Source organism: Streptomyces pathocidini (assembly GCF_001418495.1).
GTDB classification, from domain to species: domain Bacteria; phylum Actinomycetota; class Actinomycetes; order Streptomycetales; family Streptomycetaceae; genus Streptomyces; species Streptomyces pathocidini.
Genome location: NZ_LIQY01000243.1, coordinates 1 through 18,032 on the forward strand (window position 1 = coordinate 1; position 18,032 = coordinate 18,032).

An 18,032-nucleotide genomic window follows, 5' to 3' on the forward strand; every position below is an offset into this window, starting at 1 on the left:
CCATGGCCCGGAGCCCCACGCCCCGGAGCCCGAGATGCTCGCGTCGGGACTGCCCCTGCGTGTGCCGATGACCGCCCTCCGCCCCGGAAGTGCCGGCGCCGAGGCGACCTGCGAGCCGACTCCCGGAGGCCAGGAGACGCAGCAGCTCCTGGCGAGCGAGCTGGGGCAGCGCGTCACCAGCTTCTGCGGTGGCGCGCGCCGAGCCCGCACCCCGGACATCGCGTCCCCGGACGGCGTTGCCCCGTCTGCTCCCCGCAAGCCGGAAAACGCAAAGGAGACTCGATGACAGTCGCCATAGACCAGGCGGGCCAACTCGGCTGGCTCATCAACAACTTCGCCATGAACACCCCCGGCGTCCAGCATGCGCTCGTGGTGTCAGCGGACGGCCTCGAACTGGCTTCCTCCACCGAGCTCGACCGCGACACCACCGAACGCCTCTCGGCCCTCACCTCGGGTCTGGTGTCACTGACACGTGGCGCCGCGGACATCTGCGGGCAGGGTCGGGTGAACCAGACCCTGGTCGACATGGAGAACGGCTACCTGTTCGTCATGGCGATCTCCGACGGCTCCTCCTTGGCTGTGCTCACCGGAGGGTGGTGTGACATCGGGCTGGTCGCATACGAGGCGGCCCGGCTGGTCGACCAGGCCGGCCCCATGCTCACTCCGGCCGTGCGCGCCGAGATGCGTAAAAAGCTCCTGGACTGGCATCAGAGGATCTGAGCGGCGCCACCCACTCCGCACATTTCCTGCCGGGCAGCGCCCATCAGCCTTGGATCCGACCGCACCCGAGGACTCACCGACAACGCCAGGGTGACGATCCACCTCACAAGGAAAGACGCCATTGCATTCGTTCATGAAGCACACCTCGTATGGCGCACCCGCCATCTCCGCTGAATTCCGGTGGCAGGCAGCATGACAGCGATGCCCACCACCCTCCTGCCGTTCAGATACCGCGAGTTGATGGGTCTTTCGGGTTCATCACGCCGCGAACGCATCTATGACTGCCTCATTGCGGCGGGCACGGCGGCGATCGCCTGTGTGCTGCTGCGCGAAGTGCGGCACACCGGCCTGATCGACGGCTACTGGACGAACTTCGGTGTGGCGACGCTCGCCGCGGCATCCCTTCTGTGGAGACGGAACCGCCCGGAAATCTGCCTCTCCGCCGGCCTGTTGGCCAGCCTTGCGTCCGACGAGCAGACCGTCCTGGCCGTCGCCGCGTACGCGGTCGCCCGTTACGGCGGCCGATACCGCTTCTGGGTGTTCGGCACCGTCACCGTCCTTTATGTGGCGACGCGGAGCCTGACCGGCCTTTCGGCTTCCAGCCCGGAGGAGTTCTTTCAGGTGACCGTGTTGACCATCCTCACCCCGGCGCTCTTCGGCTCGATCGCCAGACGACAGCAGATACTCAACGACGTCCTGCACCGCCAACTGAACCAGGTGGAGAAGTCGGTGGCGCATGCCGTGCGATTCGCCTCCCTGGAAGAACGCACCCGGCTGGCTTTCGAGGTGCACGACAATGTGGGGCACCAAGCCACGGTGCTTGCGCTGCACACGGGCGTTCTCCAGCAGCGGAAAGACCTCCACCCCGAAACCCGAGAGGCCGTGGACGCCATCCAGGGAGCCGCTCGGCAGGTGACACACGAATTCCGGAAGATTGTCAACGTGTTGTGCGGACCGGAAAAGGGAACGGAGCAGTTGGCGGAGCGGATCCCCTGTGCGGAGTTCCTCATGAGCCTGTCGCGCAACATGGCCGCCGTCGGAATGGATGTCGACTACCAGTTGATCGGAGAGCCGCACGAACTGCCGGAAGAGACAGAGCGACTGCTGCGCAGGGTCAGTCAGGAGTCCCTCACCAACGCCGCAAAACACGCCCCCGGGGCTCCGGTTACGATGAACTTGTCGTTCTCGGACGCGAGCGTCGGTCTCGAAGTCTTCACCGGGCCGTCCAGCGGGATAGCCATCGTGAAGGACTCCGGAAAGCTGGGTCTGCGCGGGCTGAAGGATTCGGTCGAACGCGCGGGTGGTCACTTCAGATCCGGCCCGGTGCCCGGCGGCGGTTTCCTCGTGCAAGCACATCTTCCGTATCCAGGCACATCACTCGATTCAGCCGCGGGCCGACTGACCTGTCCGTGACACGTTACTTGGAAGGAAGCCAGGCAGTGGCCATTCGGATTCTCATAGTCGACGACCAGAGCATCATCCGGTCCGGGTTGCGCATGCTCATCGAATCCTCGGAGGATTTCGAGGTGGTTGCCGAGGCCGCGGACGGAGCCGAGGCCATCACCCAAGTCGCCAAGTACCGCCCGGACGTCGTCCTGATGGATCTGCGCATGCCGCGGATAGACGGTGTGGAAGCGACGGTTCAGCTGATGCGGCTGCCCGATCCGCCGAGCGTCCTCGTACTGAGCACCTACGACACCGACGCCCAGGTGATCGAGGCTCTGCAGGCGGGAGCGAGCGGCTTCCTTCTCAAGGACCTGTGTCCGCAGGAGTTGAGCTCGGCGCTCCACGCGGTGGCCAATGGCGGACGGGTATTCGCGGCGCCGGTCCTGCAGGGTCTCGTGCACCAGGCGATCAGGCGCATTCCCATAAGAGTCAACGCGGTTCATGAAAAGATCGCTGCACTCAGCGAGAGCGAGCAACGCGTCCTGCTTCTCCTCGGAGTCGGCAGGACCAACGCTCAGATCGCGGAGGAGCTCTTCCTGTCCGCCTCCAGCGTGAAGACATATGTCTCCAGGACACTGGCCAAACTCGGCCTGGAGAACCGTACGCAGGCAGCGATCATCGCGTATGAAGCCGGGCTCGTGGGCGACGAGAGACAGCCCGAGCAGGACATCTAACGGCGACGGGGTTCCCCCTCCTCGCTCTGGGGGTTGCCGACGATGCCCGCCTCATGAGCGAGGATGGCGGCCTGCGTGCGATTCGCCAGTCCCACCTTGGCGAGCAACCGGGACACATAGGTCTTGATGCTCGCCACCGACAGATGGAGCTGACGGGCTATCTGAACGTTGGACAGCCCTCTGCCGATGAGTTCCAGCACGCGCAGCTCGCTCTGGCTGAGCGAGCCGATCTTCTCGTGGGCGTTGCTGAGGCGCGTCGCAGTACGGGACGTCACCCGGTTCACGAGCAGGGTCATCACATCCGCCGAAACCAACTGGCCGCCGGCCGCTACGAATCGCAGTGCCGACAGCAGATCCTGTGGCGGAGTGTCCTTGATGAGAAAACCGGAGGCACCGGCTTCCAGCGCGTCCAGGACCCGTTCGTCGATCGCGTAGGACGTCAGCATCAGCACCTTGGGGGGTTCGGCCAGGCGCATGAGTTGCCTGGTCGCCTCCACCCCGTCGATGCGCGGCATGCGCAGGTCCATCAACATGAGGTCAGGACGGTGTGTCCGAGCGGCGGTGACAGCCTCGGCTCCGTCGGAAGCCTCTCCCAGTACCGTGAACCCCTCGAAGGAATTCACTGTCATACGGAGTCCGGCCCTGATGATCGCGTGATCATCCACGATGACAACCCGAATGCTCATTGCCCACTTACCTCCCCTGTGCGGCCGGGATTATGAGCGAAAGCAATGCCCCAACTCCTGGCGTTGGCAGAACGGTTAGACGACGCCCTCTCGGCCGCGCCCACCAATCCTGGCAACGGCAGCCTCCCGGAGGCGGATCCATAGGTGGATCGTGGACCGCCGGAAAGCGTCAGTCGAGTCACCCTCGGGCTCTCCCGGCGGGGTCATATTTCTTCAATTCGATGACTCCAGCAGAGGACAAGGGCACCGTCGATCCGGCTCAGCGAAGGGCGCTGGGACCCTGCGGGGAAGGGGAGAACGGTCCCTGGTGCGGGCCGGACGGGGCATCCGGCAGGACGGTCTGCGAAAAGACCGTGGCGAGCAGGGCGCTCATGCCCAGCAGGGCCGAGCCGAGAAGGCAGTGTTTGTACAGGTGGCGGGGAACAGCCACCCTGCGCGGCTTCCGGTGCTTGCCCATCGATACCGTCGGTTCCTCTCAGAAGCGGAAGGACTCGGAGTGGATATGCCGCTTCGGGATTCCTGCCCGCATCAGGGACTCGGTGGCCGCGTCCGTCATCCCGGGCGGTCCGCAGAGGAACACCGCATGCCGGTCGAGGTCGGGGACCAGTGCGCGGAGCGCCTCCGGAGCGAGCGGGTCGGAGGAAGTCCCCGAACGTCCCAGGAGGTAGTGGAGCTCGGCCTTCCGGCTCGCGGCTATCGCTTCGAGTTCCTCGCGCAGAACCAACTGGCTCTCGTCCGCGGCCCGGTAGAGCAGGGATATCTGCCCCGGCCCCCCGGGGAGCGTCTCGAACAAGGACCGTATCGGAGTGATTCCGACACCTCCTGCGAGCAGCAGCACGCGCCTGCGGGAACGCTGGTGGGCTGTCATCGCTCCGAAGGGCCCGGTGGCCAGGACCCTTGTCCCAGGGCGCAGGCGGCGGATCCGGCGGGTGTGGTCACCGACCAGCTTGACGGTGATCCGCAGCGTGTCGTCCTGCACCGGCCTGGACAGCGAGAAGGGCAGAGCGGTCCGCCAGAGGCGCCGGCCCAGGAACCGCCAGCGGAGGAACTGCCCCGACTCGGCACCCAGTTCCTCCAGGCGCCTCCCCTTGATGACCACGGACACGACACCGGGCACCTCGTCACGGACCTCGACCACCCGGAGCCGGTGCCGGACCGCCTGCCGCACGGGCACCACCACGCGGTACCAGATGAGGACCACGGCGACCACGGCATGCAGCATCGACCACAGCCATACCGTGGCATCGGTGGCGGAGACATCCGGACCGACGAGCTGATGGGCGAAGCCCAGGGCCGCACCGAGGTAGGTGAAGAGGTGGACCGTGCGCCAGCTCTCGTGCCGGACCCGGCTGCGCACGGCACGGGCGGACACGACACCCACCGCGAGGAGCAGGCAGGTCCCGGCGGTGGCAGCGGCGATCGCCGGGTAGCCGTGGACACCGACGGTTGCCGTGATGAGGTCCGAATCCGTGTAGGCGGCGTAGCCGCACAGGGCGAACAGGGCGTGCCCAATGCACAGGGACAGCACGTATCGGCCGCCCAGCGAGTGCCAACGGGCCAGCCGGTCCGCTCCGACACCGTGCTCAACAGCGGGGACGCGCGCCATGAGGAACAGCATCACGAGAATTCCGTAACCGCCGAGCAGTCCGCACAGTCGCGCGGCGGTGGTCAGCAGAACGTCGGAACGAAGGGAGGGGTCGACGCGGACCGCCCACAGTCCCAGCACGGCGGCGGCACCGAGGAGCAGGCCGTTCCGTAGGGCTCGCGGGGAAACCCGCACGCACCCGCGCGAAGGCCGGATGTTCATGCCAGCAGTCATCAGCGGTGTTCCACAGAGCTACTTCTGGTCAGCCTTGCGCACGACGTCGACGATGTCGATGACGAAGGCACCGCCCGGGTCATCGGCGTTGCTCGGATTTCCCGGCTCGGCGATGACCAACCGACTCCCCACGGAAGCTCCGACGACGAACTTCTTCCAGGACTCCGGAACCCCCTCCCCGTCGAGGTCGAACGCACGGGGAGCGTGGGGCTGGTACGAGGTCTGATCAGGGTTCTCGGCCTTCCACTCCTGGTGGATGAACTGGACGATGACCGTGTCCCCCGCCGTTACTTTCCTTCCCTCTCCTTCGAGCAGCGTCCGTGCCGTCGCCGACTTGACCGCGGGCCCGTCCGGGAACTTGATCCGGGGGATTCCGGACGAGTCGACCGACACGGTCGGCAGCGAAGTGTCCTGCTCCGAGGCGTCCTTCGTCTTCTTCCCGTCTGCCGCCACATCGGGGTTGTAGGACCCCAGAATGTCGAAGACCACGATCAGCGCGTCTTTCTGAGTGGTCCCGGACGGCGGAAGATGGCTCGGCCCGAACCCCTCACTGGCCGGAGAGGACAGCACCACGCGGCTGCCGATCTTTTTGCCCACCAGCGCCTGGTCCCAGGTACGGGACACATGCGTGCCATCCATGATGACGCTGTTCGGATGCCCCGCCCCGGAATAGGTGCTCAGGTACTCACGATTGCCCTTCCACACCCGGATCTCGATATCGGCAATGACGATCTCGCCTTGCTTGACGACTCGACCGGAGCCGGTCGAAACCATGTCGACCTGCGGCTTCTTGGGCTGCTCACCTTGCGGTTGGACAACCGGCCGCTCACCGAACTTTCCGGTCACTCTGACGTCCGCCGCATCGGTCCCCCCCGCACCGCATCCGGCGAGCACTACAGAAACCAGCACGGTGCAGAGAGTTGCGGCAATATTTCGGTGTCGCAAGACACCCTTCCTTTCGACGTTGCGGCGGTAGGCCCGGGGAGGTGCACGCGTGCAGACTTCAAAGGCGAAGCGCCCTTGAAGTCTGCACGCGCATTGCAGGAGTTCGAGAACTCCGAGGCAGGTGTCTTACGCCTGCTGACCCGCCTGGCGCCGGCGCTTCATGAGGACGGCCCCGCCAACCAGACCGATGGCCGCGGCACCGGCTACAACAGCCGGACCGACCAGGGGCGTGTCGATCTTGTCGGGAGCCTTTCCGGCGATGACAGCGCCGTGGCAAGCAGTGATCTCTCCGGCGATGCCACCCAGCGCGGAGGCACGGAAGGCATTGAAGTAACCGTGCTCCGAAGGAGCGTTGTCCTTGGTGGGCTTGCCGTTCTTGTCGGTGTAGATCGTCTCGGCGTAGACGCCCTCGACGACGTTCGGGATTCCGACCTTGACGTCGGCACCGACGGAGAGCTGGTTCTTGATCTCCCACTCGCCCTTCGAGTTCTTCTGCTGGAGAGAAGCACCGGCGATGTGGTGGCGGGACTTGAGGTTCTGGCCGGGGACGGCGTCCAGTCCGTAGTCGAGAGCGCTCGCCACGAACCGTACGTTCGCCAGGCCGGCCGGCACGGTCAACTGGAACTTGCCGACCGTGCCCTCGTAGGACGCGGTGCCCTGGGCGTCGTCGTGCTTCAGCTTGAAGCTGGGGCTCTCGGCGTCAACGACCCCGAGAATGCTCACGGCCAGGTCGGGCTTGTACTCGTCGTTGGGCCGCTTGTTCGGAATGGTCGGCGAGTGTGCGGCACCATAGGTGACGCCGGTTTCGAAGAGCGGCGCCTTCAGCGCCACAAGCCATCCCTCTGCCTGCGGCAGATCGCCCCCGCGATCCGCCACGTAGCCCCACCCTGTGGTGTACTCGAACTTCGGCCAATCGAGGGCCTGCGCCGGATTGACTGCCAGAAGGCCGACGATACCCACCGCCCCCGTCAGCGCGATGGGAGCTTTCATATAACGCTTAAGACTAGCCACGATTCTCCTGAATTGACACATGTCTCGGCATTGCACCGCGAAGGAACGAGGTGCTGTCGGTTCGCTTTCCGCGGCCCTTCCCTGTTATGAGCAGCAGCTCGACATGACCCACAGCGAGACCACGTCGCACACGGAACTCACGGGACAGGTATTTCTGCTGGTCAGCTACGCGCTTGTCGCCTGCGATTTCCCAGGTACACAAGGGCGCCACCGGCCAGGAAAACTGATGTTGCGCCGATCAGGGCGGTCGGGCTGGCCATCGGGACATCCATTCCCGGAACGTTCTGATCTCCGCCGCCGGATCCGCCGCCGGGCGCGGTCGAATTTCCCTCACCCGGGTTCGGCTTGCCACTGTTGTCCGGGGCCGGGCTGCTGCTGTTACCCGGGGCCGGGCTACTGCTGTTTCCCGGAGCTGGGCTGCTGCCGTTGCCCGGCTGAGCAGGCAGGGAATCTCCCGGGCGGAACGAGGGGTCCGCGGGCCCCGTGGCGCTGACCGCCGCTCTGACCCAGGCAATCGTGTCGGGGTCATTGGGCAGCTGGTCGTGGTTGACCGGCTTGCCTCCGGACAGCGTCACATTGGTGAGCTGCTCCTTGGGGCCGCTCAAATGCGCGCTGGTATAGGGCAGGACGATGTCGTCGGCGGGCGTGGCGACCATGGTGTACGAGACACCCGATACCAGATCGCCGCCACTGTTCAGCTGCTTGAGGAAGTCGGAATTCGGCAGCATTTCCCGAACCGCCGGATAGACCACGGACCCGACCTTCGCTTCAAGCCCCTCGGTGCCCTGGTTCGGTGTGCCGAGACCGACCAGAGAACTCACGGAGGCCGCGCCTCCCAGGTTCTTGAGGTAGTAGCGGGAGACGAGTCCGCCCTGGCTGTAGCCCACCAACTTCACCTTCGACGCCCCGGCCGACTGCTTCACGCCGTCGACGAAGGTCTGCAACTCCCTCGCCGAATCGGCCATTTTGCCGGTTCCGGGAGTGTCGAGGAACCCGACTCCGTAGCGCAGCGCGTAGACGCAGTGCCCGTCCTTCTTGAGGGGTTCGGCCATCCGCCCCCATCGGTCGATGGGTTTCTGATCGGCATGGCTGGTGAATCCGAACGTGCCATGGACCAGCACGACCGGATCCTTGCCCTTATCGGATCGGCAGGACCAGTCATTGATGTGCTCGGTGAGATTCGGCAGTTCGAGCTTCTTCGCCGCCGCCACAGCCGGACTTTCGGCCGCAACCGCGGTGGACCCGTAGCCCATGAGAACCAGCGATACGGCTGCGGTGCCGGTGCAGAGGGCTTGGCGGATATGACGTGATGTTGTTGACCGCAGAGACATGAAGTTCGGTATCTTCCTCGCGTGTAGCCAATCGGCAGGAAATTCGGGTGCCGCTCTCAGCCCTCGGTGCGAGGACTCTTCTCGGGGATCGCCGGGGCTTTCGAAACGAGCGCGACATGGGTGTCCATGCCGTAGACCCCGGCCGCGTCGCCCTTGACCCCCTCCTGCTCCTGGAATTTCCGCACCGCTTTTTCGGTTTCCTCGCAGAACTCACCGGTCGGCTCGATGACGAGGAGGTCGAGGGACCGCAGCCTTTCCTGAAGCTCCAGAACAGCCGGGTGGTAATCGCCCTTCGAGAGGGGCGTATGCGGGGGGACTTCCACGGGCGGAGGTGCGACAGGCGTCTCCGACGGAGGCTGGGCAGGGGTCGACGGAACGGTCGGCCCGTTTCCTCCCGACTCGGGCTGCGTCTGTTCCGGCTGCTGCGGTTGGGACGCGCTCGGCTTCGGCTTGGTGGAGCCCGTTGACGGCTGCGGGGTGGCATGCGGCGCTGCCGAGCCGCCGGCCGAAGTCGCTGTTCCGGTGGAGGCCTTCGACGCGGCCGAAGCGGAGCCACGGGACGAGCCGTCGACGGCGGCCGTCTTCTTCCCGTCGCCCGCTGCGGAGCCTCGCGGTGCCGAAGCGTCCTGCCCGTCTGCGGCCGGGGTGGTATCGACATGAGCCGCCGTCAACTGGTCCGGCTTCGTGGAAGCCAGCTGCGCTCGACCGGCAGCCCCGCTCCAGAATCCACTCGCCGCCGTCTGGATCCCCACACCTGCCAGCACGGCCAGCGCGGCAGCGACCGTCCAACGGCGCGGCGACTTCCAGGATTTGCTGCGGTGCGAGCCCGGCTGTATGGACGCAATGGCCTGACGGCCGACGGGCACTTTCGGAAATTCAGGCATCTGAAACCTCTGCCGATGGATCGCGCGGTGCGGAGAATTGTGCGGAGTCGCCGGAGCACGAGCCTCTGGCGAACAAGGAATTGGGAAAGAACAAGGAACGGATGAACTACTGCATCTGACGATGACGCACCTTGCGGCGCCCGCTCGTCCGCACGGTGCACCTGCCACCAAGCACTGATCGTTCCGACCGGTGTCGAGGCTCATTGATGCGGATACGGTGATGAGCGGTCACGTGAGAAATCTATAAGGCCGGTCATGGAGCGAGCCGCGGCCAAGAGCAGCGTCCGCCCGTACGAGAGGTGACTCCGTGATCGACCTTCGTCAGGAAACGGCCGCCTGATTCAGCAGGACGCCAAATCCTCCGGGGCGCCTTCCCGGCTCTAGTATTTGGTCGAGCACGAGTCGACAAAAGTCGCACCCTGGGTGGAATGCCCTGTTCTAGTCTTATGGGAATCGCCCCGCACGGCGATCATCAACCCACGATTCGGCATGACCACGCCGGTTCCACACCCCCACCAGCGGCCGAGGCCGCTGGTGGATGCGTCGCGGACCGAGCGGGCCGCACCTACTGGAGCAGAGAGTTTCACCGCAGTGACGACCCCGCCCCCCGCAACCGCTGTCATCCCCTCCATCATCGACATGGGTGTTCTTCCCGCCCTGCTCAATGTCGCCGAAGATCCGCTCCCCTGCTCCCACGAGCCCGACCTCTGGTATGCGGACGATGCGAGCAGTCGTGCGCGGGCCTGTGCGAAGTGCGCCCAGTGCCCCTTCTGGGAATCCTGCCGTGCGGCGGGGCGCGAAGGTCGCGAGTACGGCATCTGGGGCGGGGAGGACGAGGCCGGCCGCGCCGCGGCCGGGTGCGCGCCCAAGGGCTGGCGCCCGGGCGCCAGAAGGCGCCGAATGGCGTCCCGCGAACTCGGCACAGGCCTGGCGACCCGTCCCCCCAAAGCGGCCTGACGCTCTCTCAGTTTTACCAGGACCCGCGAAAGAATGGCGTCGCCCGCTTGATCATCCGCAGTGGAACTACTTCCGACGGAACACCCTTTGCGCGGAAGAAGAACTGATACTGCCCCTCTTTCACCAACACCAGTCGACTTTCTGCACGCTTCCCCAGAGATCTCCCGTGCCTAGATTCAGGACATCTTCTCCATCACAGGAACGACAGAGAATCGAGATCCAAGGTGTCCAGGTCGCCCTCCAGTCGCGCGTCTCGCACACGCCGAGTCACAGCCATCTCCCTCACTAGCCTTCTCGCCGCAACGGCCGCGCTGACGGGCCTCACGGGCACGGCTTCCGCAGCCCCGACGTCGGCTGTAGCCAAAGCGCAGAAACTGGCTCTGTCGGGTGTCATCAGCGAGATCAACGACTGGTCCTGCGAGCCGTCCGAGGGGCAGGAGCCGGTGGTCCTGATCCACGGAACGTTCGGATTCAAGAAAGCAGCGCAGGCCCGTGACCGGTGGAGCGTCATGGGCAGGGTGCTCAAGGACGAGGGGCGCTGCCTCTATGCCCTGGAGTACGGCACCAATTGGCTCGGGACCATGGGCGTCAAGGACATCAGGGACTCCGCGAAGCAACTCGCCACTTTCGTCGACGGCGTCAAGGCAGCCACCAACGCCTCCAAGGTCGACCTCGTCGGCTACAGCCAGGGCGGGCTCGTCGCCCGCTCGTACCTCAAGGACCGGGACGGAGCCCGCTCGGTCGACGACCTGGTCACCCTCGGCACCCCCAACCGCGGTACCGACACCACGTCGGCCTGGTGGGGGTCCTGGGTCTACAAGGCGGTGGATCAGATGATGCCGGACTCCGACTTCCTCAAGAAGCTCAACAAGGGCGGTGAACTGATGCCGGGAGTCTCCTACACCGCGCTCGCCACGCCCGAAGACGGCGTGGTGACGCCCTTCACCAGTGCTTACCTCCACGGCCCCACGGAGCAGCTCACCAACGCAACCGTGCCCAGCATCCCGGGCAGCGATGAGGAACCCCACACCGAATTCTGCGCGAACCCGGCCGCGGTCCAGTGGGTCCGGGAAGCCCTGCGCTCTCCCGGACCGGCCAACCCGTACTTCAAGCCGGTCGGAACGCTCGCATAGCCCCGAAATCTCCAGATCGAATTCTCCAGAGGGGAAACGGGAGAGAAAGCCGGACACGGGCCCACGTACCACGCAGGCCCGCCGTGCCACCTCAGTGGCGCCGGCCGGCAAGTCGGCCCTCATCTGCCCATTCGGCAGATGAGGGCCGAGGCTACGGGACGATCTTCAAAGCGAGCGGACAGCATCCCGTACGAGATGTCCTAGAACGCCGCCTCGTCCAGCTCCATCAGCGACTGGTCGACCGACTCCGCCAGCGCGCGCTGCACCGAGACGCCCGGCAGGACGTTCGCGGCGAAGAACTTCGCGGCCGCGATCTTGCCCTGGTAGAAGGCGATGTCCTTCCGGGAGGCCGAGGCGAGCTTCTCGGTGGCGACCGCCGCCCCCTTCAGCAGCAGGTACGCGATGACGACGTCGCCGGAGGCCATCAGCAGGCGGGTGGTGTTGAGGCCCACCTTGTAGATGGACTTCACGTCCTGCTCCGTGGCGGCGAGGTCCGTCAGCATCGCGCCGACGATCGCCTCCAAGTCGACGGCGGCCTTGGCCAGTTCGTCGCGCGCCCCGGCCAGCGGCTCGCCGCCGCCCGCCTCCGCGAGGAACTTCTTGATCTCCTCGGAGAGGGCGGTCAGCGCCTGCCCCTGGTCGCGGACGATCTTCCGGAAGAAGTAGTCCTGGCCCTGGATCGCGGTGGTGCCCTCGTAGAGGGTGTCGATCTTGGCATCCCGGATGTACTGCTCGATCGGGTACTCCTGCAGATAGCCGGAGCCACCGAACGTCTGCAGGGACTGGGCGAGTTGCTCGTAGGACTTCTCCGAGCCGTAGCCCTTCACGATCGGCAGGAGCAGGTCGTTGAGCCGGTGCGCGGCGGAGGCGTCCTCGCCCGCGGCCTCCTTGAGCTGGATCTCGTCCTGCACGGAGGCGGTATAGAGGACGAGGGCGCGCATGCCCTCGGCGTACGCCTTCTGCGTCAGCAGCGCGCGGCGCACGTCCGGGTGGTGGGTGATGGTGACGCGGGGCGCGCTCTTGTCGGTGAACGCGGCCAGGTCCGGCCCCTGCACGCGCTCCTTGGCGTACTCCAGCGCATTGAGGTAGCCGGTGGAGAGGGTCGCGATGGCCTTCGTGCCGACCATCATCCGCGCGAACTCGATGATCTTGAACATCTGGCGGATGCCGTCGTGCTTCTCGCCGAGCAGCCAGCCCTTGGCGGGATGGCGGTCGCCGAAGGTCATCTCGCAGGTGTTGGAGGCCTTGAGGCCCATCTTGTGCTCGACGTTGGTGGCATAGGCGCCGTTGCGCTCGCCGAGCTCGCCGGTCTCCCAGTCGAAGTCGTACTTCGGCACGACGAACAGCGAGAGCCCCTTCGTGCCGGGACCGTGGCCCTCCGGCCGGGCGAGCACGAAGTGGATGATGTTCTCGGACATGTCGTGCTCACCAGAGGTGATGAACCGCTTCACGCCCTCGATGTGCCAGGAGCCGTCCTCCTGCCGGACCGCCTTCGTACGGCCCGCGCCGACGTCGGAGCCCGCGTCCGGCTCGGTCAGCACCATGGTGGAGCCCCACTGCCGGTCCACCATCAACCGCGCGATCCGGTGCTGCTCCTCGGTGCCCTCCTCGTACAGCACGCCCGCGAACGCCGGGCCGGAGGCGTACATCCACACGGCCGGGTTCGCGCCGAGGATCGTCTCGGCGAAGGCCCACAGCAGCGAGCGCGGCGCGGCGGTGCCGCCGATCGCCTCCGGGATCCCGAGCCGCCACCACTCGGCGTCCATGTACGCCTGGTAGCTCCTGCGGAAGCTCTCGGGTACGGGCGCGGTGCTGGTCTCGGGGTCGAAGACCGGCGGGTTGCGGTCGGCGTCCGTGAAGGACTCGGCCAGCTCGTTCTCCGCGAGCCGGGCTATCTCGGACAGGACGCTCTTGGCGGTGTCGACGTCCATCTCCTCGAACGGACCCGCGCCGTAGACGGCCTCGCGGCCGAGCACCTCGAAGAGGTTGAACTCGATGTCGCGGAGATTCGACTTGTAGTGCCCCATGGCAACGGCTCCGTATGGATCGGGGAGGCAGGCCTCACACACGTACCAGCAAGTAGCTCCCGATGATGCTACCCGCCAGTAATAAAAATCAACCCTCATCCAGCCAGGTGTGACGAGCCTCTAACGAAGCCGCGCCCGAGCCCCGCGCGCACCCCGGCTCACGGGGCGCGCACGGGACCGCGGGGCGTGGATCGCGGGATGCGCACGACTAGGGGGTACGCACCGGGGCGCGCACCGGACCACAGGGCCGCGCTTCACCCCCCGGCCGGGATCGTCCCGAGCCGCCCCGCCTGGAAGTCCTCGAAGGCCTGGGCCAGTTCGGCGCGGCTGTTCATGACGAACGGGCCGTACTGCATCATCGGCTCCCGGATCGGCGCCCCGCCGAGCAGCACCACCTCGAAGTTGGGGCTGCGCGACTCCTGGCTCTCGTCGGCCCGGATCGTCAGCGTCTCGCCGTGGCCGAAGACGACCGCCTGGCCCGTACGGAAGGGGCTGTCCGAGCCGGCGGGCCCGGCCGTACCCCGCCCGGCCAGCCCGTACGCCAGCGCGTTGAAGTCCGCCCGCCAGGGGAGGGTCAGCTCCGCGCCGGGGCCGATCGAGGCGTGGATCATGGTGATCGGGGTGTGGGTGGAGCCGGGGCCGCGGTGCCCGTCGAGCTCGCCGGCGATCAGCCGCAGCAGCGCCCCGCCGTCCTCCGAGGCCAGCAGCTTGAGCCGGTCTCCCCCGATGTCCTGATATTTCGGCGGGATCATCTTGTCCGCGCGCGGCAGGTTCACCCACAGCTGGAGGCCGTGGAAGAGGCCGCCGCTCACCACCAGCGCCTCCGGCGGCGCCTCGATGTGCAGCAGCCCGGACCCGGCGGTCATCCACTGGGTGTCCCCGCCGTTGATGACACCGCCGCCCCCGTGCGAGTCCTGGTGCACGAAGGTGCCGTCAATCAGGTACGTCACGGTCTCGAAGCCGCGGTGCGGGTGCCAGGGGGTCCCCTTCGGCTCCCCGGGCTGATACTCCACCTCACCCATCTGATCCATCATGATGAACGGGTCGAGGTACCGGTAGTCGATCCCCATGAACGCCCGGCGCACGGGGAACCCCTCGCCCTCGAACCCGCTCGGCGCCGTCGTCACGGCGAGCACGGCCCGGGCCTCCTTCTCGCCGGCCGGCGCGGCCACGCGCGGCAGGGTCAGCGGATTCTCGACGGTCACGGCGGGCATGGCAGGCCTCCTGAGGTCTCGATGTCCAAATTTAGTTGAACAATGAACATCACACAAGGACCGGATTATTCCCGGACGCGGTATCCGCCCTTCCCTCCACGCGAAGACCCCCACCGCGAGGTGCTCGCGGCGGGGGCCGAGGCTTCGTACGAGACCGGGCGCGGCTACCCGTACATCCGCCGCATCGCGAAGTCGACCATCTGCTCGACCGCCTTCGCGTCGAAGACCATGCGGTGCTCGCCCTCCATGTCGAGGACGAAGCCGTAGCCCGTGGGCAGCAGGTCGAGGACCTCGGCGCCGGTGATGACGAAGTACTTCGACTCCTTGCCCGCGTACCGGCGCAGCTCCTTGAGCGAGGTGAACATGGGGATCACCGGCTGCTGGGTGTTGTGCAGCGCCAGGAAGCCGGGGCCCTCGCCGCGCGGGCAGTAGACCTTCGAGGTCGAGAAGACCTGCTGGAAGTCCTCGGCGGACATCGAGCCGGTGGTGAACGCGCGCACCGCGTCGGCAAGCGAAGGCGGCGACGGCTCGGGGTAGAGCGGCTGCTCGCCGTAGCCGCCGGGCGCCTGATGCTGCGGCGGAGGCGGCGCCGAGGCGTACCCCTGGCCCGCGCCCGCGCTCTGGTCGTAGCCGTACATGCCCGCAAGCGTACTGAGTCGGCGGGGGTCTTACGGGCGGTCGACCGATCCTCGCCCGGCGGCCGAGGCGCTCGGGGGTGCGCGGAGGTGCATGCGGGCCCCCTTGATCACCATGCCGACCGCGTTGCGAGACCCGCCCCCCTCTCCGGCCAACCGGCTGACGTCCACCGGTGGTCAGGAGGCCCGGAGCTCCGCGGCGGTCTGGACGAGGCCGTCCCGCTCAAGCCGGTCGAGGACGTCCGGTACATTGCCGGGCGGGTTGCGCCAGGAGTCGGCGATCTGCTGGAGGGCCGCGTAAACGCGTTGGCGGTCGAGGTCGATCTGGGCCATGACGAAGTCGTCCGGATGCAGTGCCTCGGCGTCCCAACTCTTGAGGGCCTCGCCGGGGAAGTCACGCAGGTTGTAGGTGACGATCACCTGCGCGTGCACCTTGATCGCGGCGGCCAGGACGTGCCGGTCATCGGGATCGGGCAAGTCGAGGGCGGACTCCAGCAGCTCATAGTCCTTGATCAGACAGTCGCGGACAGCCTTGATCATGAGCTCACGCGTACGCGTGAGCTTCTTCCCGTCCAGGTCGGGGCGATTGGCCTGGAGGTTGGCGAAGACCTCGTCCAGAATGCGGTGAGTCCACTTGGCCTGGACGAGGCCCGCTTGTGCTAAGCGGATCAGGAGATCGCGCAGGGTGCTGGGGTAGAGCACGCAGGCGTCGTAGACGACGGTGAACGCCACGGGGTCAGATCAGCCCCATCTCCTGGTTCAACGCGGTCAGTTCGTCGGCGGCGTCGCGACGCTTCTGGTCATCCTTGCGCTGGTAATCGATGAGGGACTGGGCCTTGATCCTGCGGTGGGTGCCCACCTTGCGGTACTCGATCTCTCCGGCGTCCAGCAGCCCGATCAGGTAGGGCCGAGAGACGTTGAGCATGTCGGCCGCCTGCTGTGTGGTCAGTTCGGCATGCTCGGGAACGATCGAGACCGTCCGTCCGGCGGCCATGTGGCTGAGGACCGCAGCCAGCAGCTCGACCGCCTCGCGCGGCAGCTCGATACTCGCGTCGGCGTCCCCTTCCAGTCGGAAGCGGATCTGTCGGTCATGCGACTTGGCCAGCGACCGTTTGACCGGCCGCAGCGCACGTGCCGCGGAGTCGGCGCTGCCCCTGCTCGGCCCCTTCGAACGAATCACGGTGTCCATGGCGGGTCCCACCTCCCTACCTTGTCGAACCTCCATTATCCGCAATAAACGAAGCAGGCGCAATATCTGAAACAAGGGACCAGCCCGGCGCCACCTCCCGACGGCATCTCTCGGATTCGGAAAGTGGCGCAGCTGCTGGTGGAGCGAGTCGCCGACTCGTGGACGGTGCGGGCCAGGCGGGACGGCGGCACAGGGGTGTCGTTCGTGATCGAGGGCGCCTGGAAGCCGGGAGCGCCGACGCGGCGGAGGTCGGGCTGGGCGGAGGTCGGACCAGGCGGAGGGCGGGCGTCCCCGCAGGGGTGGTTTCTTTTGGCGAGTGGGGTTGTGGGGGCGCGGTGTGGGGGTGGCGCTGGTTCGCTGGGGGCGTGCAGAGTGATCAACCGGTCGGCGGCCCGCTGCTTCCGCGCGCGGCGCGCGTCACCGCCGCATGGTGCGGGGTCGTGTTGCTGGTGGCCGGGGTGGCCGCGGCCGCCATCTGGTTGTGTGTCGAGCTCAAGGCGGTCGTTACGCCCGTGCTGCTCGCCATGCTCGGGACCGCGCTGCTCGGGCCGCTCAACCGGCGGCTGCTCGCGTTGCGGCTCAACCGGTCGCTCGCCGCGGGGCTGACCTGCGTCGCGCTGATCGCCGTCGTCGGCGGGGCCGCCTACATCGTCGCCGGGGCGCTGATCGACACCGGCGACCAGATCGTACGGTCCCTCAAGGACGCGGCCCGGGGTATCCAGGAGCACTTCGGGGCGGCCGGGACCTCGCTCGACGATCTGGTGTCCAACGGCAAGAAGCTCGTCGGGAAGTTCGGGGGGACGGCCGCGTCCGGGCTCCTCACCGGGGTCAGCGTCGTCGGGCATCTCATTGCCGACTCGATCCTCGCACTGTTTCTGACCTTCTTCTTTCTCCGGGACGGGCATCGCGTCGCCCGGTCGCTCAGCAACGCCTCGGACGACGGGAACGGCTCCGGGCGCCACCTCGAAGCCGCCGCGCAGCGCGCCTTCCGCGCCGTCGAGGGGTTCATGCGCGGCACCACCCTCATCGCGCTGATCGACGCGATCCTGATCACCACCGGGCTGCTGATCCTGCGGGTGCCCGGCGCGGTCGGGCTGGGCGCGCTGGTGTTCATCGGCGCCTACATCCCGTACCTCGGCGCCTTCATCTCCGGCACCGTCGCCATCCTCGTCGCGCTCGCCGACCGCGGCTTCGTGATCGCGCTGTGGGCGCTGGGCGTGGTGCTGGCGGTGCAGGTGATCGAGGGGCACGTGCTCCAGCCGATGATCCAGAGCCGTACGGTCCAGATGCACCCGGCCATGGTCATGCTCGCGATCACGGCGGGCGCGAGCATCGCCGGGATCCTGGGGATGCTGCTGGCC

General features: G+C 66.8%; 19 protein-coding genes. 7 read left to right on the forward strand and 12 right to left on the reverse strand.

From position 1 onward, the window contains the following. From AOK16_RS27645 to AOK16_RS13280, 4 genes are all read left to right on the forward strand, one after another. Positions 1-286: hypothetical protein (locus AOK16_RS27645; protein ID WP_055472468.1), on the forward strand; the 286-nt coding region annotated here is incomplete at its 5' end. Continuing rightward, entirely contained in the window at positions 283-720 is a 438-nt protein-coding gene (locus AOK16_RS13270) for a roadblock/LC7 domain-containing protein (RefSeq protein ID WP_055472469.1), read from the forward strand. The genes AOK16_RS27645 and AOK16_RS13270, both read left to right, overlap by 4 nt. A gap of 201 nt (positions 721-921) precedes the next feature. Continuing rightward, positions 922-2,133 carry a sensor histidine kinase gene (locus AOK16_RS13275; protein ID WP_157859199.1) on the forward strand — a complete coding sequence of 404 codons (1,212 nt, stop codon included), beginning with the start codon at positions 922-924 and terminating at the stop codon, positions 2,131-2,133. 26 nt (positions 2,134-2,159) lie between these two features. Beyond that, positions 2,160-2,840: a response regulator transcription factor gene (locus tag AOK16_RS13280; RefSeq protein ID WP_205627675.1), complete on the forward strand. Its 681-nt coding sequence runs from the start codon at positions 2,160-2,162 to the stop codon at positions 2,838-2,840. Here the strand turns inward: AOK16_RS13280 and AOK16_RS13285 are convergent. The 7 genes from AOK16_RS13285 to AOK16_RS25545 all read right to left on the reverse strand — a co-directional run bounded on the left by AOK16_RS13285 (position 2,837) and on the right by AOK16_RS25545 (position 9,516). Next, a complete protein-coding gene (locus AOK16_RS13285; protein WP_055472471.1) occupies positions 2,837-3,526 on the reverse strand; it encodes a response regulator transcription factor in 690 nt (229 codons plus the stop codon). The genes AOK16_RS13280 and AOK16_RS13285 overlap by 4 nt on opposite strands. Positions 3,527-3,785: 259 nt before the next feature. Next, complete coding sequence (locus AOK16_RS27455) at positions 3,786-3,983, reverse strand: hypothetical protein (RefSeq protein WP_055472472.1); 198 nt, start codon at positions 3,981-3,983, stop codon at positions 3,786-3,788. 18 nt (positions 3,984-4,001) lie between these two features. Beyond that, complete coding sequence (locus tag AOK16_RS13295) at positions 4,002-5,345, reverse strand: ferredoxin reductase family protein (protein WP_079101333.1); 1,344 nt, start codon at positions 5,343-5,345, stop codon at positions 4,002-4,004. A gap of 18 nt (positions 5,346-5,363) precedes the next feature. After that, positions 5,364-6,254: an FKBP-type peptidyl-prolyl cis-trans isomerase gene (locus AOK16_RS13300; RefSeq protein WP_157859200.1), complete on the reverse strand. Its 891-nt coding sequence runs from the start codon at positions 6,252-6,254 to the stop codon at positions 5,364-5,366. Positions 6,255-6,416: 162 nt separating this feature from the next. Next, the gene (locus tag AOK16_RS13305) at positions 6,417-7,280 is read right to left on the reverse strand and encodes a hypothetical protein (protein ID WP_055472475.1); all 864 of its coding nucleotides are present in this window, start codon (positions 7,278-7,280) and stop codon (positions 6,417-6,419) included. A 182-nt stretch (positions 7,281-7,462) separates the two neighbouring features. Then, positions 7,463-8,512, reverse strand: coding sequence for an alpha/beta fold hydrolase (locus AOK16_RS13310; RefSeq protein ID WP_055472476.1), 1,050 nt, complete (start codon positions 8,510-8,512; stop codon positions 7,463-7,465). A gap of 176 nt (positions 8,513-8,688) precedes the next feature. After that, positions 8,689-9,516 carry a peptidoglycan-binding domain-containing protein gene (locus tag AOK16_RS25545; RefSeq protein WP_157859201.1) on the reverse strand — a complete coding sequence of 276 codons (828 nt, stop codon included), beginning with the start codon at positions 9,514-9,516 and terminating at the stop codon, positions 8,689-8,691. Positions 9,517-10,155: 639 nt separating this feature from the next. On the opposite strand from AOK16_RS25545, the gene AOK16_RS29250 reads away from it, so the two are divergent. Together AOK16_RS29250 and AOK16_RS13325 are read left to right on the forward strand one after the other, a co-directional pair. Next, entirely contained in the window at positions 10,156-10,473 is a 318-nt protein-coding gene (locus AOK16_RS29250; RefSeq protein ID WP_157859202.1) for a WhiB family transcriptional regulator, read from the forward strand. Between the two features lie 443 nt (positions 10,474-10,916). Continuing rightward, positions 10,917-11,606, forward strand: a complete 690-nt coding sequence (locus tag AOK16_RS13325) for an alpha/beta fold hydrolase (RefSeq protein WP_055472479.1) — start codon at positions 10,917-10,919, stop codon at positions 11,604-11,606. Positions 11,607-11,806: 200 nt separating this feature from the next. Here the strand turns inward: AOK16_RS13325 and AOK16_RS13330 are convergent, their stop codons facing one another. The 5 genes from AOK16_RS13330 to AOK16_RS13350 all read right to left on the reverse strand — a co-directional run bounded on the left by AOK16_RS13330 (position 11,807) and on the right by AOK16_RS13350 (position 16,671). Next, positions 11,807-13,633, reverse strand: coding sequence for an acyl-CoA dehydrogenase (locus tag AOK16_RS13330; RefSeq protein ID WP_055472480.1), 1,827 nt, complete (start codon positions 13,631-13,633; stop codon positions 11,807-11,809). 254 nt (positions 13,634-13,887) lie between these two features. Beyond that, positions 13,888-14,847, reverse strand: coding sequence for a pirin family protein (locus tag AOK16_RS13335; RefSeq protein WP_055472481.1), 960 nt, complete (start codon positions 14,845-14,847; stop codon positions 13,888-13,890). Between the two features lie 164 nt (positions 14,848-15,011). After that, a complete protein-coding gene (locus AOK16_RS13340) occupies positions 15,012-15,485 on the reverse strand; it encodes an SseB family protein (protein WP_055472482.1) in 474 nt (157 codons plus the stop codon). A gap of 174 nt (positions 15,486-15,659) precedes the next feature. After that, complete coding sequence (locus AOK16_RS13345) at positions 15,660-16,214, reverse strand: PIN domain-containing protein (RefSeq protein WP_055472483.1); 555 nt, start codon at positions 16,212-16,214, stop codon at positions 15,660-15,662. Between the two features lie 4 nt (positions 16,215-16,218). Beyond that, a complete protein-coding gene (locus tag AOK16_RS13350) occupies positions 16,219-16,671 on the reverse strand; it encodes a helix-turn-helix domain-containing protein (protein WP_055472484.1) in 453 nt (150 codons plus the stop codon). A 365-nt stretch (positions 16,672-17,036) separates the two neighbouring features. Between AOK16_RS13350 and AOK16_RS13355 the strand changes: the two genes are divergently transcribed. Continuing rightward, a partial coding sequence (locus tag AOK16_RS13355) for an AI-2E family transporter (RefSeq protein WP_079101338.1) occupies positions 17,037-18,032 on the forward strand: 996 nt, incomplete at its 3' end.